General features: G+C 70.8%; 19 protein-coding genes. 17 read left to right on the top strand and 2 right to left on the bottom strand.

Features of this window, described 5'->3' with window-relative positions:
• The first annotated feature begins 54 nt into the window (after positions 1–54).
• The 15 genes from pgsA to GA0115233_RS05670 all read left to right on the top strand — a co-directional run bounded on the left by pgsA (position 55) and on the right by GA0115233_RS05670 (position 15675).
• A complete protein-coding gene (pgsA, locus tag GA0115233_RS05745) occupies positions 55–807 on the top strand; it encodes a phosphatidylinositol phosphate synthase (protein ID WP_093718982.1) in 753 nt (250 codons plus the stop codon).
• Positions 804–1712: a phosphatidylinositol mannoside acyltransferase gene (locus GA0115233_RS05740; RefSeq protein ID WP_093718981.1), complete on the top strand. Its 909-nt coding sequence runs from the start codon at positions 804–806 to the stop codon at positions 1710–1712. The genes pgsA and GA0115233_RS05740 overlap by 4 nt, the downstream gene beginning before the upstream one ends.
• A complete protein-coding gene (locus GA0115233_RS05735; protein WP_093718980.1) occupies positions 1709–2875 on the top strand; it encodes a glycosyltransferase family 4 protein in 1167 nt (388 codons plus the stop codon). The genes GA0115233_RS05740 and GA0115233_RS05735 overlap by 4 nt, the downstream gene beginning before the upstream one ends.
• Positions 2876–2915: 40 nt before the next feature.
• Positions 2916–3458 (top strand): hypothetical protein, encoded by a 543-nt coding sequence (locus GA0115233_RS05730; RefSeq protein ID WP_093718979.1) that lies wholly within the window; start codon positions 2916–2918, stop codon positions 3456–3458.
• A gap of 504 nt (positions 3459–3962) precedes the next feature.
• Positions 3963–4868, top strand: coding sequence for a pyridoxal 5'-phosphate synthase lyase subunit PdxS (gene pdxS / locus GA0115233_RS05725; protein WP_093718978.1), 906 nt, complete (start codon positions 3963–3965; stop codon positions 4866–4868).
• Positions 4868–5473, top strand: coding sequence for a pyridoxal 5'-phosphate synthase glutaminase subunit PdxT (gene pdxT / locus GA0115233_RS05720; RefSeq protein WP_093718977.1), 606 nt, complete (start codon positions 4868–4870; stop codon positions 5471–5473). The genes pdxS and pdxT overlap by 1 nt, the downstream gene beginning before the upstream one ends.
• A gap of 48 nt (positions 5474–5521) precedes the next feature.
• Entirely contained in the window at positions 5522–6274 is a 753-nt protein-coding gene (locus tag GA0115233_RS05715; RefSeq protein ID WP_093718976.1) for a YebC/PmpR family DNA-binding transcriptional regulator, read from the top strand.
• Between the two features lie 135 nt (positions 6275–6409).
• On the top strand, positions 6410–6940 hold the full coding sequence (gene ruvC / locus GA0115233_RS05710; protein WP_093718975.1) for a crossover junction endodeoxyribonuclease RuvC: 531 nt from the start codon (positions 6410–6412) through the stop codon (positions 6938–6940).
• Complete coding sequence (gene ruvA, locus GA0115233_RS05705) at positions 6937–7542, top strand: Holliday junction branch migration protein RuvA (RefSeq protein ID WP_093718974.1); 606 nt, start codon at positions 6937–6939, stop codon at positions 7540–7542. Before ruvC ends, ruvA begins: the two co-directional genes overlap by 4 nt.
• A 29-nt stretch (positions 7543–7571) precedes the next feature.
• A complete protein-coding gene (gene ruvB / locus GA0115233_RS05700) occupies positions 7572–8645 on the top strand; it encodes a Holliday junction branch migration DNA helicase RuvB (RefSeq protein ID WP_093718973.1) in 1074 nt (357 codons plus the stop codon).
• A 186-nt stretch (positions 8646–8831) separates the two neighbouring features.
• Complete coding sequence (yajC, locus tag GA0115233_RS05695) at positions 8832–9329, top strand: preprotein translocase subunit YajC (protein ID WP_093718972.1); 498 nt, start codon at positions 8832–8834, stop codon at positions 9327–9329.
• 132 nt (positions 9330–9461) lie between these two features.
• Complete coding sequence (secD, locus tag GA0115233_RS05690; RefSeq protein ID WP_093718971.1) at positions 9462–11237, top strand: protein translocase subunit SecD; 1776 nt, start codon at positions 9462–9464, stop codon at positions 11235–11237.
• A 1-nt stretch (position 11238) separates the two neighbouring features.
• A complete protein-coding gene (gene secF, locus GA0115233_RS05685) occupies positions 11239–12345 on the top strand; it encodes a protein translocase subunit SecF (protein ID WP_093718970.1) in 1107 nt (368 codons plus the stop codon).
• Positions 12342–12881, top strand: coding sequence for an adenine phosphoribosyltransferase (locus GA0115233_RS05680; RefSeq protein WP_093718969.1), 540 nt, complete (start codon positions 12342–12344; stop codon positions 12879–12881). The genes secF and GA0115233_RS05680 overlap by 4 nt, the downstream gene beginning before the upstream one ends.
• A 253-nt stretch (positions 12882–13134) precedes the next feature.
• Positions 13135–15675, top strand: coding sequence for a RelA/SpoT family protein (locus GA0115233_RS05670; RefSeq protein ID WP_093718967.1), 2541 nt, complete (start codon positions 13135–13137; stop codon positions 15673–15675).
• A gap of 59 nt (positions 15676–15734) precedes the next feature.
• Here GA0115233_RS05670 and GA0115233_RS05665 read toward each other — a convergent pair whose 3' ends face one another.
• Both GA0115233_RS05665 and GA0115233_RS05660 read right to left on the bottom strand, forming a co-directional pair.
• Positions 15735–16964 carry a DUF349 domain-containing protein gene (locus tag GA0115233_RS05665; RefSeq protein ID WP_093718966.1) on the bottom strand — a complete coding sequence of 410 codons (1230 nt, stop codon included), beginning with the start codon at positions 16962–16964 and terminating at the stop codon, positions 15735–15737.
• A gap of 136 nt (positions 16965–17100) precedes the next feature.
• The gene (locus GA0115233_RS05660) at positions 17101–17949 is read right to left on the bottom strand and encodes a peptidylprolyl isomerase (protein ID WP_093718965.1); all 849 of its coding nucleotides are present in this window, start codon (positions 17947–17949) and stop codon (positions 17101–17103) included.
• Positions 17950–18130: 181 nt separating this feature from the next.
• Between GA0115233_RS05660 and GA0115233_RS05655 the strand changes: the two genes are divergently transcribed.
• Positions 18131–18844 (top strand): MBL fold metallo-hydrolase, encoded by a 714-nt coding sequence (locus GA0115233_RS05655; RefSeq protein WP_093718964.1) that lies wholly within the window; start codon positions 18131–18133, stop codon positions 18842–18844.
• Positions 18845–18856: 12 nt separating this feature from the next.
• Positions 18857–20119 (top strand): histidine--tRNA ligase, encoded by a 1263-nt coding sequence (hisS, locus tag GA0115233_RS05650; RefSeq protein WP_093718963.1) that lies wholly within the window; start codon positions 18857–18859, stop codon positions 20117–20119.
• The last annotated feature ends 87 nt before the right edge of the window (positions 20120–20206 follow it).

The raw sequence follows: 20206 nt of genomic DNA, 5'->3' as shown, positions 1-20206 counted from the left end.
CGCGGATGGCGTGATCCGGCGCCCGTACGCCGCCCGCGCGCGGGCGTGGCTACGATGGGCCAGCCGGTGGCCAGCAGGGGCCGCGCGGCCACACCGAACCTCGGGAAGGCCATGCTGAACAAGTACGCGCGTGCATTCTTCACGCGTGTCCTCACACCGTTCGCCGCGTTTCTGATCCGGCGGGGGGTCAGCCCCGACACGGTGACGCTGATCGGCACCGCCGGTGTGGTGGCGGGCGCACTGGTGTTCTATCCGCAGGGCGAGTTCTTCTGGGGCACGGTCGTGATCACGCTGTTCGTGTTCTCCGACCTCGTCGACGGCAACATGGCCCGCCAGCTGGGCCGCTCCAGCCGTTGGGGCGCCTTCCTGGACTCCACGCTCGACCGGGTCGCCGACGGCGCGATCTTCGGCGGCTTCGCCCTCTGGTACGCCGGGGGCGGCGACGACCTCGTGCTGTGCGCGGTCTCCATCTTCTGCCTGGCGAGCGGCCAGGTGGTGTCGTACACCAAGGCGCGGGGCGAGTCGATCGGTCTGCCGGTCGCCGTGAACGGCCTGGTGGAGCGGGCCGAGCGGCTGGTGATCTCCCTGGTGGCGGCCGGTTTCGCGGGTCTGCACAAGTTCGGGGTGCCCGGTATCCAGTACCTGCTGCCGGTCGCGCTGTGGATCGTGGCCGTGGGCAGCCTGGTCACGCTGATCCAGCGGGTCGTCACGGTGCGCCGGGAGGCCGCCGAGGCGGACGCGGCCACGGCCGTGGAGAACGCGGAGACCCCGGAGAACTCCCCGCAGGGGAGCGAGGCCGCGAAATGAGCGCCCAGGAGCGGCTGACGGACGCGCTGTACGGCCTGGGCTGGAGCACGGTCAAGAAGCTCCCCGAGCCGGTCGCGGTACGGCTCGGCCGGACCATCGCGGACACCGTATGGAAGCGGCGCGGCAAGGGCGTGCAGCGGCTGGAGAGCAACTACGCGCGCGTGGTGCCCGACGCGGGCCCCGAGCGGCTGGCGGAGCTGTCCCGCGCGGGGATGCGCTCCTACCTGCGCTACTGGATGGAGTCCTTCCGGCTGCCCGCGTGGAGCGCCGAGCGCGTGAAGGGTGGTTTCGCGCCCAAGGACGTGCACTACCTCACCGAGGGCCTCGCGTCGGGCAAGGGCGTCATCCTCGCCCTGCCGCACCTGGGCAACTGGGACCTGGCGGGCGCCTGGGTGACCACCAAGCTGGAGACGCCGTTCACGACGGTCGCCGAGCGGCTGAAGCCGGAGAGCCTCTACGACCGGTTCGTCGCCTACCGCGAGGGGCTCGGCATGGAGGTGCTGCCGCACAGCGGCGGCTCCGCCTTCGGCACGCTGGCCCGGCGGCTGCGCGACGGCGGGCTGGTCTGCCTGGTCGCCGACCGCGATCTGTCCGCCTCGGGCGTCGAGGTGAAGTTCTTCGGCGAGACCGCCCGGATGCCGGCCGGACCGGCGCTGCTCGCCCAGCAGACGGGCGCGCTGCTGCTGCCGGTGACGCTCTGGTACGACGACTCGCCGGTGATGCAGGGACGCGTGCACCCGCCGGTCGAGGTGCCCGAGACAGGTACCCGGGCCGAGAAGACGTCTGTCATGACACAGGCGCTGGCCGACGCCTTCGCCACGGGGATCGCCGAGCATCCGGAGGACTGGCACATGCTGCAGCGTTTGTGGGTGGCCGACCTGGAGCCCGGAAGGGGCACGCTGTGAGGATCGGCATCGTCTGCCCGTACTCCTGGGACGTGCCGGGCGGCGTCCAGTTCCACATCCGCGACCTGGCCGAGTACTTCATCCGCCTGGGCCACGAGGTGTCCGTGCTGGCACCGGCCGACGACGACACCCCGCTGCCGCCGTACGTCGTCTCGGCCGGGCGCGCGGTGCCGGTGCCGTACAACGGCTCGGTGGCCCGGCTGAACTTCGGGTTCCTGTCGGCCGCGCGGGTACGGCGCTGGCTGCACGACGGCAAGTTCGACGTGGTGCACATCCACGAGCCGTCCTCGCCGTCGCTGGGCCTGCTGACCTGCTGGGCGGCGCAGGGGCCGCTTGTGGCGACCTTCCACACCTCCAACCCGCGCTCCAAGGCGATGATCGCCGCCTACTCGATCCTCCAGGCGGCGCTGGAGAAGATCAGCGCGCGGATCGCGGTGAGCGAGTACGCCCGGCGCACGCTGGTGGAGCACCTGGGCGGGGACGCGGTGGTGATCCCCAACGGGGTCGACGTCGACTTCTTCGCCAAGGCCGAGCCCAAGGCGGAGTGGCAGGGCGACACCATCGGCTTCATCGGCCGGATCGACGAGCCCCGCAAGGGCCTGCCGGTGCTGATGAAGGCGCTGCCGAGGATCCTCGCGGCCCGGCCGCAGACCCGGCTGCTGGTCGCCGGGCGCGGCGACGCGGAGGAGGCCGTGGAGGGCCTGCCCGAGGAGCTGCGCTCGCGGGTGGAGTTCCTCGGCATGGTCAGCGACGAGGACAAGGCCCGCCTGCTGCGCAGCGTCGACCTGTACGTCGCCCCCAACACCGGCGGGGAGAGCTTCGGGATCATCCTGGTCGAGGCGATGTCCGCCGGGGCGCCGGTGCTCGCCGCCGACCTCGACGCCTTCGCCCAGGTCCTCGACCAGGGCGCGGCCGGTGAACTCTTCGCCAACGAGGACGCCGACGCCCTCGCCGAGGCGGCCGTACGGCTCCTGGAGGACCCCCGGCGGCGCGCGGAACTGCGCGAGCGGGGCAGCGTCCACGTCCGCCGCTTCGACTGGTCGACGGTCGGCGCGGACATCCTGTCGGTGTACGAGACGGTCACGGCGGGAGCCGCGGCGGTGGCGGCGGCCGACGACGAGCGGCCGGGGCTGCGGGCACGGCTGGGGCTGGCCAGGGACTGAGCGGTTCTGAGCGGTCCACGGGTCGGTAACCTTGCCGCCCGTGACCGCAACCCTGATCTGGATCCTCGTCGCGCTCGTCGCGATCGGTGTCTACCTGAGCTGGACGGCCGGGCGGCTGGACCGCCTGCACGCCCGCATCGACGCCACCCGCGCCGCCCTCGACGCGCAGTTGCTCCGCAGGGCCTCCGTGACCCAGGAACTGGCCACCTCCGGTGTGCTGGACCCGGCCGCCTCGATCGTCCTGTACGAGGCCGCGCACGCCGCCCGGCAGGCCGAGGAGGAACAGCGGGAGGTCGCCGAGAGCGAGCTGAGCCAGGCCCTGCGCGCGGTCTTCGCCGAGCAGGCCCAGGTCGAGGTGGTCCGGGAGGCGCCCGGGGGAGAGGAGGCCGCCCGGGAACTGACCGAGGCGGTGCGCCGCGTGCCGATGGCCCGCCGCTTCCACAACGACGCCGTGGGCGCCGCCCGCCGCCTCCGCGAACACCGCAAGGTCCGCTGGTTCCGCCTGGCCGGCCACGCTCCCTTCCCGATGGCCTTCGAAATGGACGACGAGCCCCCGGCGGCGCTCACGGACCGGGGGGCCTGAACGGGGCCGGAGCCCTCGCGCGTGTCCGCGACGTCCCGCGAGTTCCGCCTGACGCCCGACGTCTGGCACGCTCCTCCGGCGCTTCGCGCCGGGGCCCGCTCGCCGCACAGGTCGGCCGCCTAATGGTTGTACGCGGGCGGCCGGCCGGCACGCCGGGAACACGCTTCCCACGCTCGAACCCGGCTTTGCGCAGCTCGTGCGGGGCACCCCCATGCCGCCGCTCGGCCCGCCGTCCGGGCGGCCGACACGACTTCGCGGACACGCGCCGGCCGTCTCCGTACCGAGCCGTGTGCGCCGTCCGCCTTCCCGGCGCCGTGGACGTCCATCCGCGCGCCGCGCGAGCCCGTACGGGACGCCGCCCGGTACGTTCCTGCAGGACGACGCGACACCGCCCCAGCCGGGAAAACGATCCACCGGCTCACTATTGGCCCTTGCTGTGGACTGGTTGCTTCACGTTTCCTCAGTGCTGCAGCAACCCTCTTTTCACGTTGTGAGGTCAAACCCGTGTCCATCACCGAGAACCAGGCTCCCGCCACCGGCACCGCCCGCGTCAAGCGCGGTATGGCCGAGCAGCTCAAGGGTGGCGTCATCATGGACGTCGTCACGCCCGAGCAGGCGAAGATCGCCGAGGACGCGGGCGCCGTCGCCGTCATGGCCCTGGAGCGGGTCCCGGCCGACATCCGCAAGGACGGCGGCGTGGCCCGGATGTCCGACCCGGACATGATCGAGGGCATCATCAACGCCGTCTCCATCCCGGTGATGGCCAAGTCCCGCATCGGCCACTTCGTCGAGGCCCAGGTCCTGCAGTCCCTCGGCGTGGACTACATCGACGAGTCCGAGGTCCTCACCCCGGCCGACGAGGTCAACCACTCCGACAAGTGGGCCTTCACCACCCCCTTCGTCTGCGGCGCCACCAACCTCGGTGAGGCCCTGCGCCGGATCGCCGAGGGCGCGGCCATGATCCGCTCCAAGGGCGAGGCCGGCACCGGCAACGTCGTCGAGGCCGTCCGCCACCTGCGCCAGATCAAGAACGAGATCGCCAAGCTGCGCGGCTTCGACAACAACGAGCTGTACGCCGCCGCCAAGGAGCTGCGCGCCCCGTACGAGCTGGTCAAGGAGGTCGCCGAGCTGGGCAAGCTGCCCGTCGTGCTGTTCTCCGCCGGTGGTGTGGCCACCCCCGCCGACGCCGCGCTGATGCGCCAGCTCGGCGCCGAGGGCGTCTTCGTCGGCTCCGGCATCTTCAAGTCCGGCGACCCGGCCAAGCGCGCCGCCGCCATCGTGAAGGCCACCACCTTCTACGACGACCCCAAGATCATCGCGGACGCCTCCCGCAACCTCGGCGAGGCCATGGTCGGCATCAACTGCGACACGCTCCCCGAGACCGAGCGTTACGCGAACCGGGGCTGGTAATGACCGCTCCCGTGATCGGAGTGCTCGCACTCCAGGGTGACGTACGGGAGCACCTCATCGCCCTGGCCGCGGCCGACGCCGTGGCCAGGCCGGTGCGCCGCCCCGAGGAGCTCGCCGAGGTGGACGGGCTGGTCGTCCCCGGCGGGGAGTCCACCACCATCTCCAAGCTCGCCCACCTGTTCGGCCTGATGGAACCGCTGCGCACGCGCGTGCGGGCCGGAATGCCCGTCTACGGCACCTGCGCCGGCATGATCATGCTCGCCGACAAGATCCTCGACCCGCGCTCCGGGCAGGAGACCATCGGCGGCATCGACATGATCGTGCGCCGCAACGCCTTCGGACGCCAGAACGAGTCCTTCGAGGCGGCGCTCGACGTGCGCGGCATCGAGGGCGAGCCCGTGGAGGGCGTCTTCATCCGCGCCCCGTGGGTGGAGTCCGTCGGCGCCCAGGCAGAGGTGCTCGCCGAGCACGACGGCCACATCGTCGCCGTCCGCCAGGGCAACGCGCTCGCCACCTCGTTCCACCCGGAACTGACCGGCGACCACCGCGTGCACGGGCTGTTCGTCGACATGGTGCGCGCCAACCGGGCGGCCGAGTCCTTGTAGGATCTCTGGCGTTCGTACATGGATGGGTAACGCGAAGGAGACACGCAGATGTCCGGCCACTCTAAATGGGCCACGACGAAGCACAAGAAGGCCGTGATCGACGCCAAGCGCGGCAAGCTCTTCGCGAAGCTCATCAAGAACATCGAGGTCGCGGCCCGTCTCGGCGGGGCCGACCCGGAGGGCAACCCGACGCTGTACGACGCCATCCAGAAGGCGAAGAAGCAGTCGGTCCCGAACAAGAACATCGACTCCGCGGTCAAGCGCGGCGCGGGCCTTGAGGCCGGCGGCGCCGACTACGAGACGATCATGTACGAGGGCTACGGCCCCAACGGTGTCGCGGTGCTCATCGAGTGCCTCACCGACAACCGCAACCGCGCCGCCTCCGACGTCCGTGTCGCCATGACCCGCAACGGCGGCTCCATGGCCGACCCCGGCTCGGTGGCGTACATGTTCAGCCGCAAGGGCGTCGTCATCGTCCCCAAGGGCGAGCTGACCGAGGACGACGTGCTCGGTGCCGTCCTGGACGCCGGCGCCGAGGAGGTCAACGACCTCGGTGAGTCCTTCGAGGTCATCAGCGAGGCCACCGACCTGGTCGCGGTCCGCACCGCCCTGCAGGACGCCGGCATCGACTACGACTCCGCCGAGTCCAGCTTCGTGCCGTCCGTCCAGGTCGAGCTGGACGAGGAGGGCGCGCGCAAGATCTTCAAGCTGATCGACGCGCTGGAGGACAGCGACGACGTGCAGAACGTCTTCGCCAACTTCGACGTCAGCGACGAGATCATGGAGAAGGTCGACGCGTAACGCGCTCGCGCGGGCGACGAACGGTTGACGGCGGGCCGGTGGGACACACCCCACCGGCCCGCCGCCGTTGTCAGTGGCACCAGATAGCCTGCACAAACAGGCGATCGACAGGGACCGGGACGTAAGGGGGGCGCGGTGCGCGTACTGGGGGTGGACCCCGGACTGACACGGTGCGGTGTCGGTGTCGTCGAGGGCGTCGCCGGACGCCCGCTGACGATGCTCGGCGTCGGTGTCGTCCGTACGCCCGCGGACGCCGAACTGGGCCGGCGCCTGGTCGCCGTCGAACAGGGCATCGAGCAGTGGCTGGACGAGCACCGGCCCGAGTGCGTCGCCGTGGAGCGCGTCTTCAGCCAGCACAACGTCCGCACCGTCATGGGCACCGCCCAGGCCAGCGCCGTCGCCATGCTGTGCGCCGCCCGCCGCGGCATCCCCGTCGCTCTGCACACCCCCAGCGAGGTCAAGGCCGCCGTCACCGGCAGCGGCCGCGCCGACAAGGCGCAGGTCGGCGCCATGGTCACCCGGCTGCTGCGGCTGGACGCGCCGCCCAAGCCCGCCGACGCCGCCGATGCCCTCGCGCTCGCCATCTGCCACATCTGGCGCGCCCCCGCGCAGAACCGACTCCAGCAGGCCGTGGCCCTGCACGCATCGAAAGGCCGTACGGCATGATCGCCTTCGTCAGCGGCCCGGTCGCCGCCCTCGCCCCCGACTCCGCCGTGGTCGAGGTGGGCGGGATCGGCATCGCGGTCCAGTGCACGCCGAACACGCTCTCCGGGCTGCGCATGGGCCAGCAGGCCAAGCTCGCCACGTCCCTCGTGGTCCGCGAGGACTCGCTGACCCTGTACGGCTTCGCCGACGACGACGAGCGCCAGGTGTTCGAGCTGCTCCAGACCGCCAGCGGCGTCGGACCGCGCCTCGCCCAGGCGATGCTCGCCGTGCACAGCCCGGACGCCCTGCGCAGGGCCGTGGCGACCGGCGACGAGAAGGCGCTCACCGCCGTCCCCGGCATCGGCAAGAAGGGCGCCCAGAAGCTGCTGCTGGAGCTGAAGGACCGGCTCGGCGAGCCCGTCGGCGCCCCCGCGGTCGGCGCCCCCGTCTCCCACGGCTGGCGTGACCAGCTGCACGCCGCCCTGATCGGCCTCGGCTACGCCACCCGCGAGGCCGACGAGGCCGTCAACGCCGTCGCCCCGCAGGCCGAGGCCGCCGGGGGCACCCCCCAGGTCGGCCAGCTGCTCAAGGCGGCCCTGCAGACCCTCAACCGCGCCCGCTGACCGCCCACCACCGCTGAGGCACACCACCTATGAACTGGGACGACACCACCGACACCGGCGCCGAAGAGGAGCGCCTGGTGGGCTCCGTCGCCGACCGTGAGGACCAGGCCGTCGAGGCCGCGCTGCGCCCCAAGGACCTGGGCGAGTTCATCGGCCAGGAGAAGGTCCGCGAACAGCTCGACCTGGTCCTCCGCGCCGCCCGCGCACGCGGCGCCACCGCCGACCACGTCCTGCTCTCCGGCGCCCCCGGCCTCGGCAAGACCACCCTGTCGATGATCATCGCGGCCGAGATGGGCGCCCCCATCCGCATCACCTCCGGCCCCGCCATCCAGCACGCCGGAGACCTCGCGGCGATCCTCTCCTCCCTCCAGGAGGGCGAGGTCCTCTTCCTCGACGAGATCCACCGCATGTCCCGGCCCGCCGAGGAGATGCTGTACATGGCGATGGAGGACTTCCGCGTCGACGTCATCGTCGGCAAGGGCCCCGGCGCCACCGCCATCCCCCTGGAGCTGCCGCCCTTCACCCTGGTCGGCGCCACCACCCGCGCGGGCCTGCTGCCGCCCCCGCTGCGCGACCGCTTCGGCTTCACCGCGCACATGGAGTTCTACGAGCCCGCCGAACTGGAGCGTGTCGTCCACCGCTCCGCGAACCTGCTGGACGTCGAGATCGACCCCGCCGGAGCCGCCGAGATCGCCGGCCGCTCCCGCGGCACGCCCCGCATCGCCAACCGCCTGCTGCGCCGGGTCCGCGACTACGCGCAGGTCAAGGCGGACGGTCTGATCACCCGGGAGATCGCGGCGGCCGCCCTCGCGGTCTACGAGGTCGACGCCCGCGGCCTGGACCGCCTCGACCGGGCCGTGCTGGAGGCCCTGCTCAAGCTGTTCGGCGGCGGCCCCGTCGGCCTGTCCACGCTCGCCGTGGCGGTGGGGGAGGAGCGCGAGACCGTCGAGGAGGTCGCCGAACCCTTCCTGGTCAGGGAGGGACTGCTGGCCCGCACCCCCCGCGGCCGGGTGGCCACGCCCGCCGCATGGGCGCATCTCGGCCTCACCCCGCCACGCTCCCAGGGGGCCGGAACCGGACAACAGGACCTGTTCGGGGCGTGAGGACACCGTGACCGCGTCATGAGGGCGCGGTATTGGCCGGGTCAGGAACCTGAGTGCCATGCTGAGCGTTGTTCCTTGCGCGCGGACTCGCTTAGACTCCGCCGATGCCGCCCTTGTCGACGGCGCACCACACCCCCAACCATCAGGCCGCTCCCCAACGCGGTCGCGTGAAGGAAGTTCCCACCCGTGAGTCTCGTGACCCTCCTCCCGTTCATCGTGCTCATCGGGGCCATGTTCCTGATGACCCGGTCGGCCAAGAAGAAGCAGCAGCAGGCCGCCGACATGCGGAACCAGATGCAGCCCGGTTCCGGCGTCCGCACCATCGGGGGCATGTATGCCACCGTCAAGGAGGTCAGCGACGACACCGTCCTCCTCGACGCGGGCCCGGGCGTGGAACTGCTCTTCGCCAAGAACGCCATCGGTGCCGTCCTGTCCGACGACGAGTACAACCGCATCGTCCACGGCATCGAGCACGACCTGAAGACCGACGCCGACGTCGTCCCGGACGACGCCTCCTCCCTCACCGAGACCGACGACGCTGCCGCCGCCTCCGACGAGAAGTCCGTCGACCTCGGTAAGAAGGACGCGGACACCGACGAGGAGCCCGCTGACGACGTCGCGGCCGCCGAGACGAAGGCCGACAGCGAGCCGAAGAAGTCCGACGGCGACACCGACGCGAAGTAGCCGCTGACCCGGGGCGCGCCGTCCCCGTTCGCGCGCCCCGGGACACACGCGGCTCTCGCAGGGGGTCCCGACCATTGTCATGGCCGCCGCCGCCCACCCGGCGCACGGCGGCCCGAGAGGGAGTACGAGAAGGTGGCAGCACCTAAGAAGGGCCGGAGCGCGGGCGCCCAGAGCAGGCCAGGGCGCTCGCTGGTCCTCATTCTGATCGCCATGGTGGCGCTCACCGGAGGGATGTTCCTCTCCGGGCACACCACCCCGCGTCTCGGTATCGACCTGGCCGGCGGTACCAGCATCACGCTGCGCGCGGAGGCGGAGCCGGGCCAGGAATCCGCGATCAACAAGACCAACATGAACACCGCCGTCGACATCATGGAGCGGCGCGTCAACGGTCTTGGTGTCTCGGAGGCCGAGGTCCAGACCCAGGGCGACCGGAACATCATCGTCAACATCCCCAAGGGCACCAACTCCAAGGAGGCCCGGGAACAGGTCGGTACCACCGCCAAGCTCTACTTCCGCCCGGTCGTCGCGACCGAGGTGTCCGGCGTCGCCCCGCCGGCCAGCCCGTCCCCGAGCGCCTCCGGCAGCTCCAAGGACAAGACCGGCGACAAGGACAAGGAGAAGGACGCCGACGAGGACGAGGCCACTTCCTCCTCGTCCCCCTCGGCGACCGCCACCCCGTCGGCGACCTCGACGACCCAGGGCCGGGCCGCCTCCGACGCCCTGAAGGCCGACCCCACCCCGTCGGACAGCGCGAGCTCCAGCGCCTCCCCGTCGGCCAGCCCCTCCGGCGCCGCCGACAGCGGCAAGGTCGAGGAGCAGTACGCCAAGCTCGACTGCACCGACGAGAAGGCCCGCGCCAAGGCCGGCGAGGGCTCCAAGCCCGAGGACTCCACCGTCGCCTGCGGTCAGAACGCGCAGGGCCAGTGGCAGAAGTACATCCTCGGCCCGGCCGCCGTCGACGGCACCGACGTGGACGAGGCCGACGCGGTCTTCAACACCCAGTCCGCCGCCGGCTGGACCGTCACCATGAAGTTCACCGGCGAGGGCCGCAAGAAGTTCGGCGACATCACCGGCGAGCTCGCCCAGAAGCAGTCCCCGCAGAACCAGTTCGCGATCGTCCTGGACAACGAGGTCGTCTCCGACCCGTTCGTCCGTGAGGCCCTCACCGGCGGCACCGCCGAGATCTCCGGCAACTTCGACCAGGAGTCCGCGCAGAGCCTCGCCAACATGCTGTCGTACGGCGCCCTGCCGCTGTCCTTCAGCGAGGACAGCGTCACCACCGTCACCGCCGCGCTCGGCGGCGAGCAGCTGCGGGCCGGTCTGATCGCCGGCGCCATCGGCCTCGCCCTGGTCGTGATCTACCTGGTGGTCTACTACCGCGGCCTGTCGCTGATCGCGGTGGCCTCCCTGCTGGTCTCCGCCGCCCTCACCTACGTGATCATGTCGCTGCTCGGCCCGGCCATCGGCTTCGCGCTGAACCTGCCGGCCGTCTGCGGTGCCATCGTCGCCATCGGTATCACCGCCGACTCGTTCATCGTCTACTTCGAACGCGTCCGCGACGAGATCCGCGAGGGCCGCACCCTGCGCCCCTCCGTCGAGCGGGCCTGGCCGCGCGCCCGGCGCACCATCCTGGTCTCCGACTTCGTGTCGTTCCTGGCCGCGGCGGTGCTGTTCGTCGTCACCGTCGGCAAGGTCCAGGGCTTCGCGTTCACGCTCGGTCTGACCACCCTGCTCGACGTGGTCGTCGTGTTCCTGTTCACCAAGCCGCTGCTGACGCTCCTGGCACGCCGGAAGTTCTTCGCCAGCGGCCATCCCTGGTCCGGCCTCGACCCCAAGCGCCTCGGCGCCCAGCCGCCCCTGCGCCGCACCCGCCGTCCCTCCGCCCCCATCGAGACGAAGGAGGCGTGAGATGTCGAAGCTCGGCAACCTCGGCGCCCGACTGCACCGTGGCGAAATCGGCTACGACTTCGTCGCCAACCGCAAGATCTGGTACGGCCTGTCCATCCTGATCACCATCACGGCGATCGTGGGCCTCGCGGTGCGCGGCCTGAACATGGGCATCGAGTTCCAGGGCGGCGCGGTCTTCACCACCCCGAAGACCGAGGTCTCCGTCTCCCAGGCGCAGGAGTGGGCGGAAGAGGCCTCCGGCCACGACGCCATCGTCCAGAAGCTCGGCGACGGCAAGCTGCGCATCCAGGTCTCGGGCATCGAGACCAAGGAGGCGGACCGGGTCTCCGCGGAGCTGGCCAAGGACCTCAAGGTCGACGAGAACCAGGTCACCGGCGAGCTGGTCGGCCCCAGCTGGGGTGAGCAGATCGCCCAGAAGGCCTGGCAGGGCCTCGGGATCTTCCTGGTCCTCGTGGTGATCTACCTGGCGATCGCGTTCGAGTGGCGTATGGCGCTCGCCGCGTTCGTCGCCCTGATCCACGACATCACCATCACCGTCGGTATCTACGCCCTGGTGGGCTTCGAGGTCACCCCGGGCACGGTGATCGGTCTGCTGACCATCCTCGGTTACTCGCTCTACGACACGGTCGTCGTCTTCGACAGCCTCAAGGAGCAGACGAAGGACATCACCAAGCAGACCCGCTGGACCTACAGCGACGTCGCCAACCGCTCCATCAACAGCACCCTGGTCCGCTCCATCAACACCACGGTGGTCGCGCTGCTGCCGGTGGCGGGCCTGCTGTTCATCGGCGGCGGCTTCCTCGGTGCGGGCATGCTGAACGACATCTCGCTGTCGCTGTTCGTCGGCCTCGCGGCCGGTGCGTACTCCTCGATCTTCATCGCCACGCCGCTCGTCGCCGACCTCAAGGAGCGCGAGCCGCAGATGAAGGCGCTCCGCAAGCGCGTCATGGCCAAGCGGGCGCAGGCCGCGTCCGCCCCGGCCGGTGCCGTCGACGAGCCCCTGACCGACGAGGTGGACGACGACGCAGCGGCCGCGGTCGTCGGCCCCCGCACCCAGCCCGCGTCCCGCAGCCGGGGCCGTGGCCGTCCCTCGGGGAAGCGCCGATGACCGACGTGCAGGAGCTGCTGCTCAGCCGCATCCGCGATGTGGCGGACTACCCGGAGCCGGGCGTGATGTTCAAGGACATCACCCCGCTCCTGGCGGACCCGGCGGCGTTCACCGTGCTCACCGACAGCCTCGCGCAGGTCGCCGAGCGCACCGGCGCCACCAAGGTCGTCGGCCTGGAGGCCCGCGGGTTCATCCTCGGCGCCCCCGTCGCCGTCCGCGCCGGACTCGGCTTCATCCCGGTCCGCAAGGCGGGCAAGCTCCCCGGAGCCACCCTCAGCCAGGCCTACGACCTGGAGTACGGCTCCGCGGAGATCGAGGTGCACGCCGAGGACCTGGGCGCCGAGGACCGGATCCTGGTCGTCGACGACGTCCTGGCCACCGGCGGCACCGCCGAGGCCTCGATCCAGCTCATCCGCAGGGCGGGCGCCGAGGTCGCGGGCCTCGCCGTGCTGATGGAGCTGGGCTTCCTCGGCGGCCGCGACCGCCTGGCCCCGGCACTCGCCGGAGCCCCGCTGGAGGCGTTGCTCACGATCTGAGCGCCCATACATCCCAGTACACCCACGTACGCCCCGCGCCGCCCTTGAGGGACGCGGGGCGTCGTGCTGCCGCGGCCCCATCCCGTCGCTCCTGAGGTGCCGGACGCCTGGTGGGAATCGCGTACGGCCCCCCTCGCGTTTCCCCGGTGTACAGGCCTCACAACGGCCTGAAGGCGATCCTCGGGCGCAGGATCGCTACCATGGGGTCTCCGGAGCCTGACCGGGGGACCCGGATCGCGCACGAGGAGCCCTCTTGCCAGACGAGGCCCAGCACCTGACCGCCGCCAAGCCCGACGCCTCGGGTTCCGCGGCCAAGCCCGCGCCGGACACGTCGACCGCGAAGAACACCCGCAGCGACGTCCACGGGCCGGTCGAGCACGGCCAGTCCGCGCCGGCCCGCAAGCCGGCCGAGCAGTCGCGCCCCAAGCCGGCCCCGCCCGAGCGTCCGGCCACGCCCGCCGTGCGCCCGAACACCGGCCAGCCGCCCCGCTCCGGCTCCTCCAACCGCGTCCGCGCCCGCCTGGCCCGCCTCGGCGTGCAGCGCTCCAACCCGTACAACCCGGTGCTGGAACCGCTGCTGCGGATCGTGCGCAGCAACGACCCGAAGATCGAGTCGTCGACGCTCCGCCAGATCGAGAAGGCCTACCAGGTCGCCGAGCGCTGGCACCGCGGCCAGAAGCGCAAGAGCGGCGACCCGTACATCACGCACCCCCTCGCGGTGACCACCATCCTCGCCGAGCTGGGCATGGACCCGGCCACGCTGATGGCGGGCCTGCTGCACGACACCGTCGAGGACACCGAGTACGGCCTGGACCAGCTCCGCCGCGACTTCGGCGACTCCGTGGCCCTGCTCGTCGACGGCGTCACCAAACTGGACAAGGTCAAGTTCGGCGAGGCCGCGCAGGCCGAGACCGTGCGCAAGATGGTCGTCGCCATGGCCAAGGACCCGCGCGTCCTGGTCATCAAGCTCGCCGACCGTCTGCACAACATGCGCACCATGCGCTACCTCAAGCGCGAGAAGCAGGAGAAGAAGGCGCGCGAGACCCTGGAGATCTACGCGCCGCTCGCCCACCGCCTGGGCATGAACACCATCAAGTGGGAGCTGGAGGACCTCGCCTTCGCGATCCTCTACCCCAAGATGTACGACGAGATCGTGCGGCTGGTCGCCGAGCGCGCCCCCAAGCGGGACGAGTACCTGGCCATAGTGACCGACGAGGTCCAGCAGGACCTGCGCGCCGCCCGCATCAAGGCCACCGTCACCGGCCGCCCGAAGCACTACTACAGCGTCTACCAGAAGATGATCGTCCGCGGCCGGGACTTCGCGGAGATCTACGACCTGGTGGGCATCCGCGTCCTGGTGGACACCGTCCGCGACTGCTACGCGGCCCTGGGCACCGTCCACGCCCGCTGGAACCCGGTTCCGGGGCGGTTCAAGGACTACATCGCGATGCCCAAGTTCAACATGTACCAGTCGCTGCACACGACGGTCATCGGCCCCAACGGCAAGCCGGTCGAACTGCAGATCCGCACCTTCGACATGCACCGCCGCGCCGAGTACGGCATCGCCGCGCACTGGAAGTACAAGCAGGAGGCCGTCGCCGGTGCCTCCAAGGTGCGCACCGACGTGCCGAAGGCCGGCAAGGGCAAGGACGACCACCTCAACGACATGGCGTGGCTGCGCCAGCTGCTGGACTGGCAGAAGGAGACCGAGGACCCGGGCGAGTTCCTGGAGTCCCTGCGCTTCGACCTGTCCCGCAACGAGGTCTTCGTCTTCACCCCCAAGGGCGATGTCATAGCGCTCCCGGCCGGTGCCACCCCCGTGGACTTCGCCTACGCCGTGCACACCGAGGTCGGCCACCGCACGATAGGCGCCCGGGTCAACGGGCGGCTGGTGCCGCTGGAGTCGACCCTGGACAACGGCGATCTGGTGGAGGTCTTCACCTCCAAGGCGGCGGGTGCGGGCCCCTCGCGGGACTGGCTCGGCTTCGTGAAGTCGCCGCGCGCCCGCAACAAGATCCGCGCCTGGTTCTCCAAGGAACGCCGGGACGAGGCCATCGAGCAGGGCAAGGACGCCATCGCGCGGGCCATGCGCAAGCAGAACCTGCCGATCCAGCGCATCCTCACCGGCGACTCGCTGGTCACGCTGGCACACGAGATGCGCTACCCGGACATCTCCTCGCTGTACGCGGCGATCGGCGAGGGCCATGTGGCCGCGCAGAACGTCGTGCAGAAGCTGGTGCAGGCGCTCGGCGGCGAGGAGGCGGCCACCGAGGAGATCGACGAGGCGGTCCCGCCGGCCCGTGCCCGCAGTCGCAAGCGGCGCAGCAGCCAGGACCCCGGGGTCGTGGTCAAGGGCGTCGACGACGTCTGGGTCAAGCTCGCGCGCTGCTGTACACCCGTTCCGGGCGATCCGATCATCGGTTTCGTCACTCGTGGTAGTGGCGTATCGGTTCACCGCAGTGACTGCGTCAACGTGGAGTCACTGTCCCGTGAGCCCGAGCGCATCCTGGACGTCGAGTGGGCGCCCACCCAGTCCTCGGTGTTCCTGGTCGCCATCCAGGTCGAGGCGCTGGACCGCTCCCGGCTGCTGTCGGACGTCACCCGCGTCCTGTCCGACCAGCACGTCAACATCCTCTCCGCGGCCGTGCAGACCTCCCGCGACCGCGTCGCCACCTCCCGGTTCACCTTCGAGATGGGCGACCCCAAGCACCTGGGACACGTCCTGAAAGCGGTCAGGGGCGTGGAGGGCGTGTACGACGTGTACCGCGTGACCTCGGCCCGCAGCCGCTCGTAGGACCACGCAGAAGGGCCCCGCACCTCAGGGTGCGGGGCCCTTCTCCTCATCCGGTCCGCTCAGCCGCCGAACTCCTGGAGGCCCTTCAGGGCCTGGTCCAGCAGGGCCTGGCGGCCCTCAAGCTCCCGCTCCAGCTTCTCCGCCTTGGCGTTGTTGCCCTGGGCGCGGGCCTGCTCGATCTGGCCCTTGAGCTTGTCCACGGCCGCCTGGAGCTGCCCCGTCAGACCCTCGGCACGCGCGCGTGCCTCCGGGTTGGTGCGGCGCCACTCGGCCTCCTCGGCCTCCTGGATCGCCCGCTCCACGGCGTGCATCCGGCCCTCGACCTTCGGGCGGGCGTCCCGCGGCACATGGCCGATGGCCTCCCAGCGCTCGTTGATCTGCCGGAACGCGGCCCGCGCGGCCTTCAGATCCGTCACCGGGAGGATCTTCTCGGCCTCCTGGGCCAGCTCCTCCTTCAGCTTCAGGTTCTCGGCCTGCTCGGCGTCACGCTCGGCGAAGACCGCGCTGCGCGCCGCGAAGAACACGTCCTGGGCGCCGCGGAAGCGGTTCCACAGATCGTCCTCGTGCTCGCGCTGGGCACGGCCCGCGGCCTTCCACTCCGCCATCAGCTCGCGGTAGCGCGCGGCCGTCGGACCCCAGTCCGTCGACCCGGACAGCGCCTCGGCCTCGGCGACCAGCCGCTCCTTGGTCCTGCGGGCCTCCTCGCGCTGCGCGTCCAGCGCCGCGAAGTGCGCCTTGCGCCGCTTGGAGAACGCCGAGCGCGCGTGCGAGAAGCGGTGCCACAGCTCGTCGTCGGACTTGCGGTCCAGCCGCGGCAGCCCCTTCCAGGTGTCCACCAGCGCCCGCAGCCGCTCACCGGCCGCCCGCCACTGGTCGGACTGGGCCAGCTCCTCCGCCTCGGCGACCAGCGCCTCCTTGGCGTGGCGGGCCTCGTCGGACTGCTTGGCCCGCTGCTGCTTGCGCTCCTCGCGCCGCTTCTCGACCAGTTCCACGAGCCGGTCCAGACGCTGCCGCAGGGCGTCCAGATCACCGACCGCGTGATGCGCGTCGACCTGCTCACGGATGTGGTCGATCGCCGCCATCGCGTCCTTGGCGGACAGGTCGGTGGTTTTCACTCGCTTTTCGAGGAGGCCGATCTCGACAACCAGGCCCTCGTACTTGCGCTCGAAGTAGGCCAACGCCTCCTCGGGGGAGCCCGCCTGCCAGGAACCGACGACCTGCTCGCCGTCGGCCGTACGCACGTACACGGTCCCCGTCTCGTCGACGCGGCCCCACGGGTCGCTGCTCACAGCGCCTCCTCCACATGATGCCTGCGCGGGGCTTCAGCGCCCCCGGGCATCGTCCACAGTTTCGTCACGGCCAACATAGGCGACCGGCGGGTTGCCTGTCCGCATCCCGCGCGACCGAAATTTCGCAGTTGGGGGGTCAGGATTTGGTGACAGTTGCCTTGTTGATCACCACGGTCGCGTTGGGCGCCGTGTTGCCCGTCGCGGGGTCCGGAGCCTGCGCTCCGGCGGCGGCGAGCTTCTTCAGAACCTTCATCCCGTCCTTGGACACGGTGCCGAACGGGGTGTAGTTGGCCGGCAGCGGACTGTCCTGGTAGACGAGGAAGAACTGGCTGCCGCCGGAGTCCTTGCCCTCACCGGTCTGGGCGTTGAACTGGTTGGCCATCGCGACCGTGCCCGCCGGGTACACGTCGCCCTTGATGTCCTCGTCCTTCAGGTTCTCGTCCGGGATCGTGTAGCCCGGACCGCCACTGCCGGTGGCCGTCGGGTCGCCGCACTGCAGGACCCAGATACTGCTGTCCGTCAGCCGGTGGCACTTGGTGTGGTCCAAGTAGCCCTTGTTCACCAGGAAGTTGAACGAATTGACCGTGTGCGGGGCGGCCGCGGCCTTGAGCGCTATGTCGATCTCACCGCACGTGGTGTCCAGCTTCATCGTGTACTTCGCGGACTTGTCGATGGTCATGGCCGGTTCCTTCTTCCAGCTCATGGTCTCGACCTTGCCCTTGGCCGGCTTCTCGCACGGGTCCGGCGCCTTGCTGGTCGGCGTGGCGCTCGGGGTGACCTCCGCGCCCGCGTTCGACTTGGAGTCGTCCCCGTCGAAGGCGCCCGCCGTGTAGAGCCCGAGGCTGCCGATGAGGACGACACCGAGCGCCGACGCGATCACCGCGTTGCGTGTACGTGACTTGCGCCGCGCCTCCGTGCGCCGCTGCTGCTGCCGCAAGAACTTCTCCCGGGCGAGCTGACGCCGCCGCTGTTCCTGGCTGACCACGGGGTTGTCTCCTCAAGCGTCTGTATGCGTCGACCGGGGCGGGTGCGCCCGGTGAGCCGACCGTCTGCGTGTGCCCCGTACCGTATATGGGTTCGCTGAGGAATCGGCAGCGCCGGTAGGCTCTGACCTCAGGCGCAGCCCAACGACTTGTCACCCGAACCGACACAAACGAAGGACGATCGTGCTCATTGCCGGGTTCCCCGCCGGGGCCTGGGGGACGAACTGTTACCTCGTCGCCCCGGCCGCGGGTGAGGAGTGCGTGATCATCGACCCCGGTCACCAGGCCGCCGACGGAGTCGCGGAAGCGATCAGGAAGCATCGCCTCAAGCCCGTCGCCGTCGTCCTCACCCACGGCCACATCGACCACGTGGCCTCGGTCGTCCCCGTCTGCGGCGCGCACGACGTACCGGCCTGGATCCACCCCGAGGACCGGTACATGATGAGCGACCCGGAGAAGGCGCTCGGCCGGTCCATCGGTATGCCGCTGATGGGCGAGCTGACCATCGGGGAGCCGGACGACGTCAAGGAGCTGACCGACGGCGCGCAGCTGGAGCTGGCGGGCCTGGAACTGTCCGTCGCCCATGCGCCGGGCCATACCAAGGGGTCGGTGACCTTCGGCCTGCCCGAGGCGGCGGACATCCCGCCGATCCTGTTCTCGGGCGACCTGCTGTTCGCCGGCTCCATCGGACGCACCGACCTGCCCGGCGGTGACATGGCCGAGATGCTCGACTCGCTGGCCCGCGTGTGCCTGCCGCTCGACGACTCGACCGTGGTGCTGTCCGGCCACGGCCCCCAGACGACCATCGGCCAGGAGCGCGCCACCAACCCGTATCTGCGGCAGGTGGCCGCCGGCCAGGGAGCGGGTGTGGACACCCCTCCCCGACGAGGAATGTGACGAGAGACTTCCGTGAGCACCTTCAAGGCCCCCAAGGGCACGTACGACCTGCTGCCGCCCGACTCCGCGAAGTTCCTGGCGGTGCGCGAGGCCATCGCCGCGCCCCTGCGCAACTCCGGCTACGGCTACATCGAGACCCCCGGTTTCGAGAACGTCGAGCTGTTCGCGCGCGGTGTCGGTGAGTCCACCGACATCGTCACCAAGGAGATGTACGTCTTCGAGACCAAGGGCGGCGACCGGCTCGCCCTGCGCCCGGAGACCACGGCGCCGGTACTGCGCGCGGTGCTGGAGGCCAACCTGCACAAGGCGGGCAACCTGCCGGTGAAGGTCTGGTACTCGGGCTCGCAGTACCGCTACGAGCGCCCCCAGAAGGGCCGTTACCGGCACTTCTCCCAGGTCGGCGCCGAGGCGATCGGCGCCGAGGACCCGGCGCTGGACGCCGAGCTGATCATCCTGGCCGACCAGGCGTACCGCTCGCTGGGCCTGAGCAACTTCCGCATCCTGCTCAACAGCCTCGGCGACAAGGAGTGCCGCCCCGTCTACCGGGCCGCGCTCCAGGACTTCCTGCGCGGCCTGGACCTCGACGAGGACACCCTGCGCCGGGCCGAGATCAACCCGCTGCGCGTCCTGGACGACAAGCGCGAGTCGGTCCAGAAGCAGCTCGGCGACGCCCCGCTGCTGCGCGACTACCTGTGCGACGCCTGCAAGGCGTACCACGAGGAGGTCCGTGAGCTGATCACGGCCGCGGGGGTTTCCTTCGAGGACGACCCCAAGCTGGTGCGCGGTCTGGACTACTACACCCGCACCACCTTCGAGTTCGTCCACGACGGTCTGGGCTCGCAGTCCGCGGTGGGCGGCGGCGGCCGCTACGACGGCCTGTCCGAGATGATCGGCGGCCCCGCGCTGCCGTCCGTCGGCTGGGCCCTCGGCGTCGACCGCACGGTCCTCGCCCTGGAGGCGGAGGGAATCGAGCTCGAACTGCCCTCCACCACCAGCGTGTTCGCGGTGCCGCTCAGCGAGGAGGCCCGGCGTGTGCTGTTCGCGAAGGTCACCGAGCTGCGCCGAAACGGCGTCGCGGCGGACTTCTCCTTCGGCGTCAAGGGCCTGAAGAGCGCCATGAAGAGCGCCAACCGCAGCGGTGCCCGCTACGCGGTCATCGCCGGCGAGCGCGACCTCGCCGAGGGCGTCGTCCAGCTCAAGGACATGGAGTCCGGCGAGCAGGTGGCGATCGGCGTGAACGAGATCGTGGCGGAGCTGGAGTCCAAGCTCGGCTGACAGCCGCGTGGACCGAAGGCGCCGGGCACCCGCCCGGCGCCTTCGTCGTGCGCGCGCCCGTCAACTCCGCGGCCCGGGCGTCATCCT

The sequence above is a fragment of the Streptomyces sp. DI166 genome (assembly GCF_900091315.1).
In the GTDB taxonomy this organism is placed as follows: Bacteria; Actinomycetota; Actinomycetes; order Streptomycetales; family Streptomycetaceae; genus Streptomyces; species Streptomyces fuscus.
The sequence above is the reverse complement of the archived record's forward strand: the minus strand, read 5'-3'. Positions and strand labels throughout refer to the sequence as shown.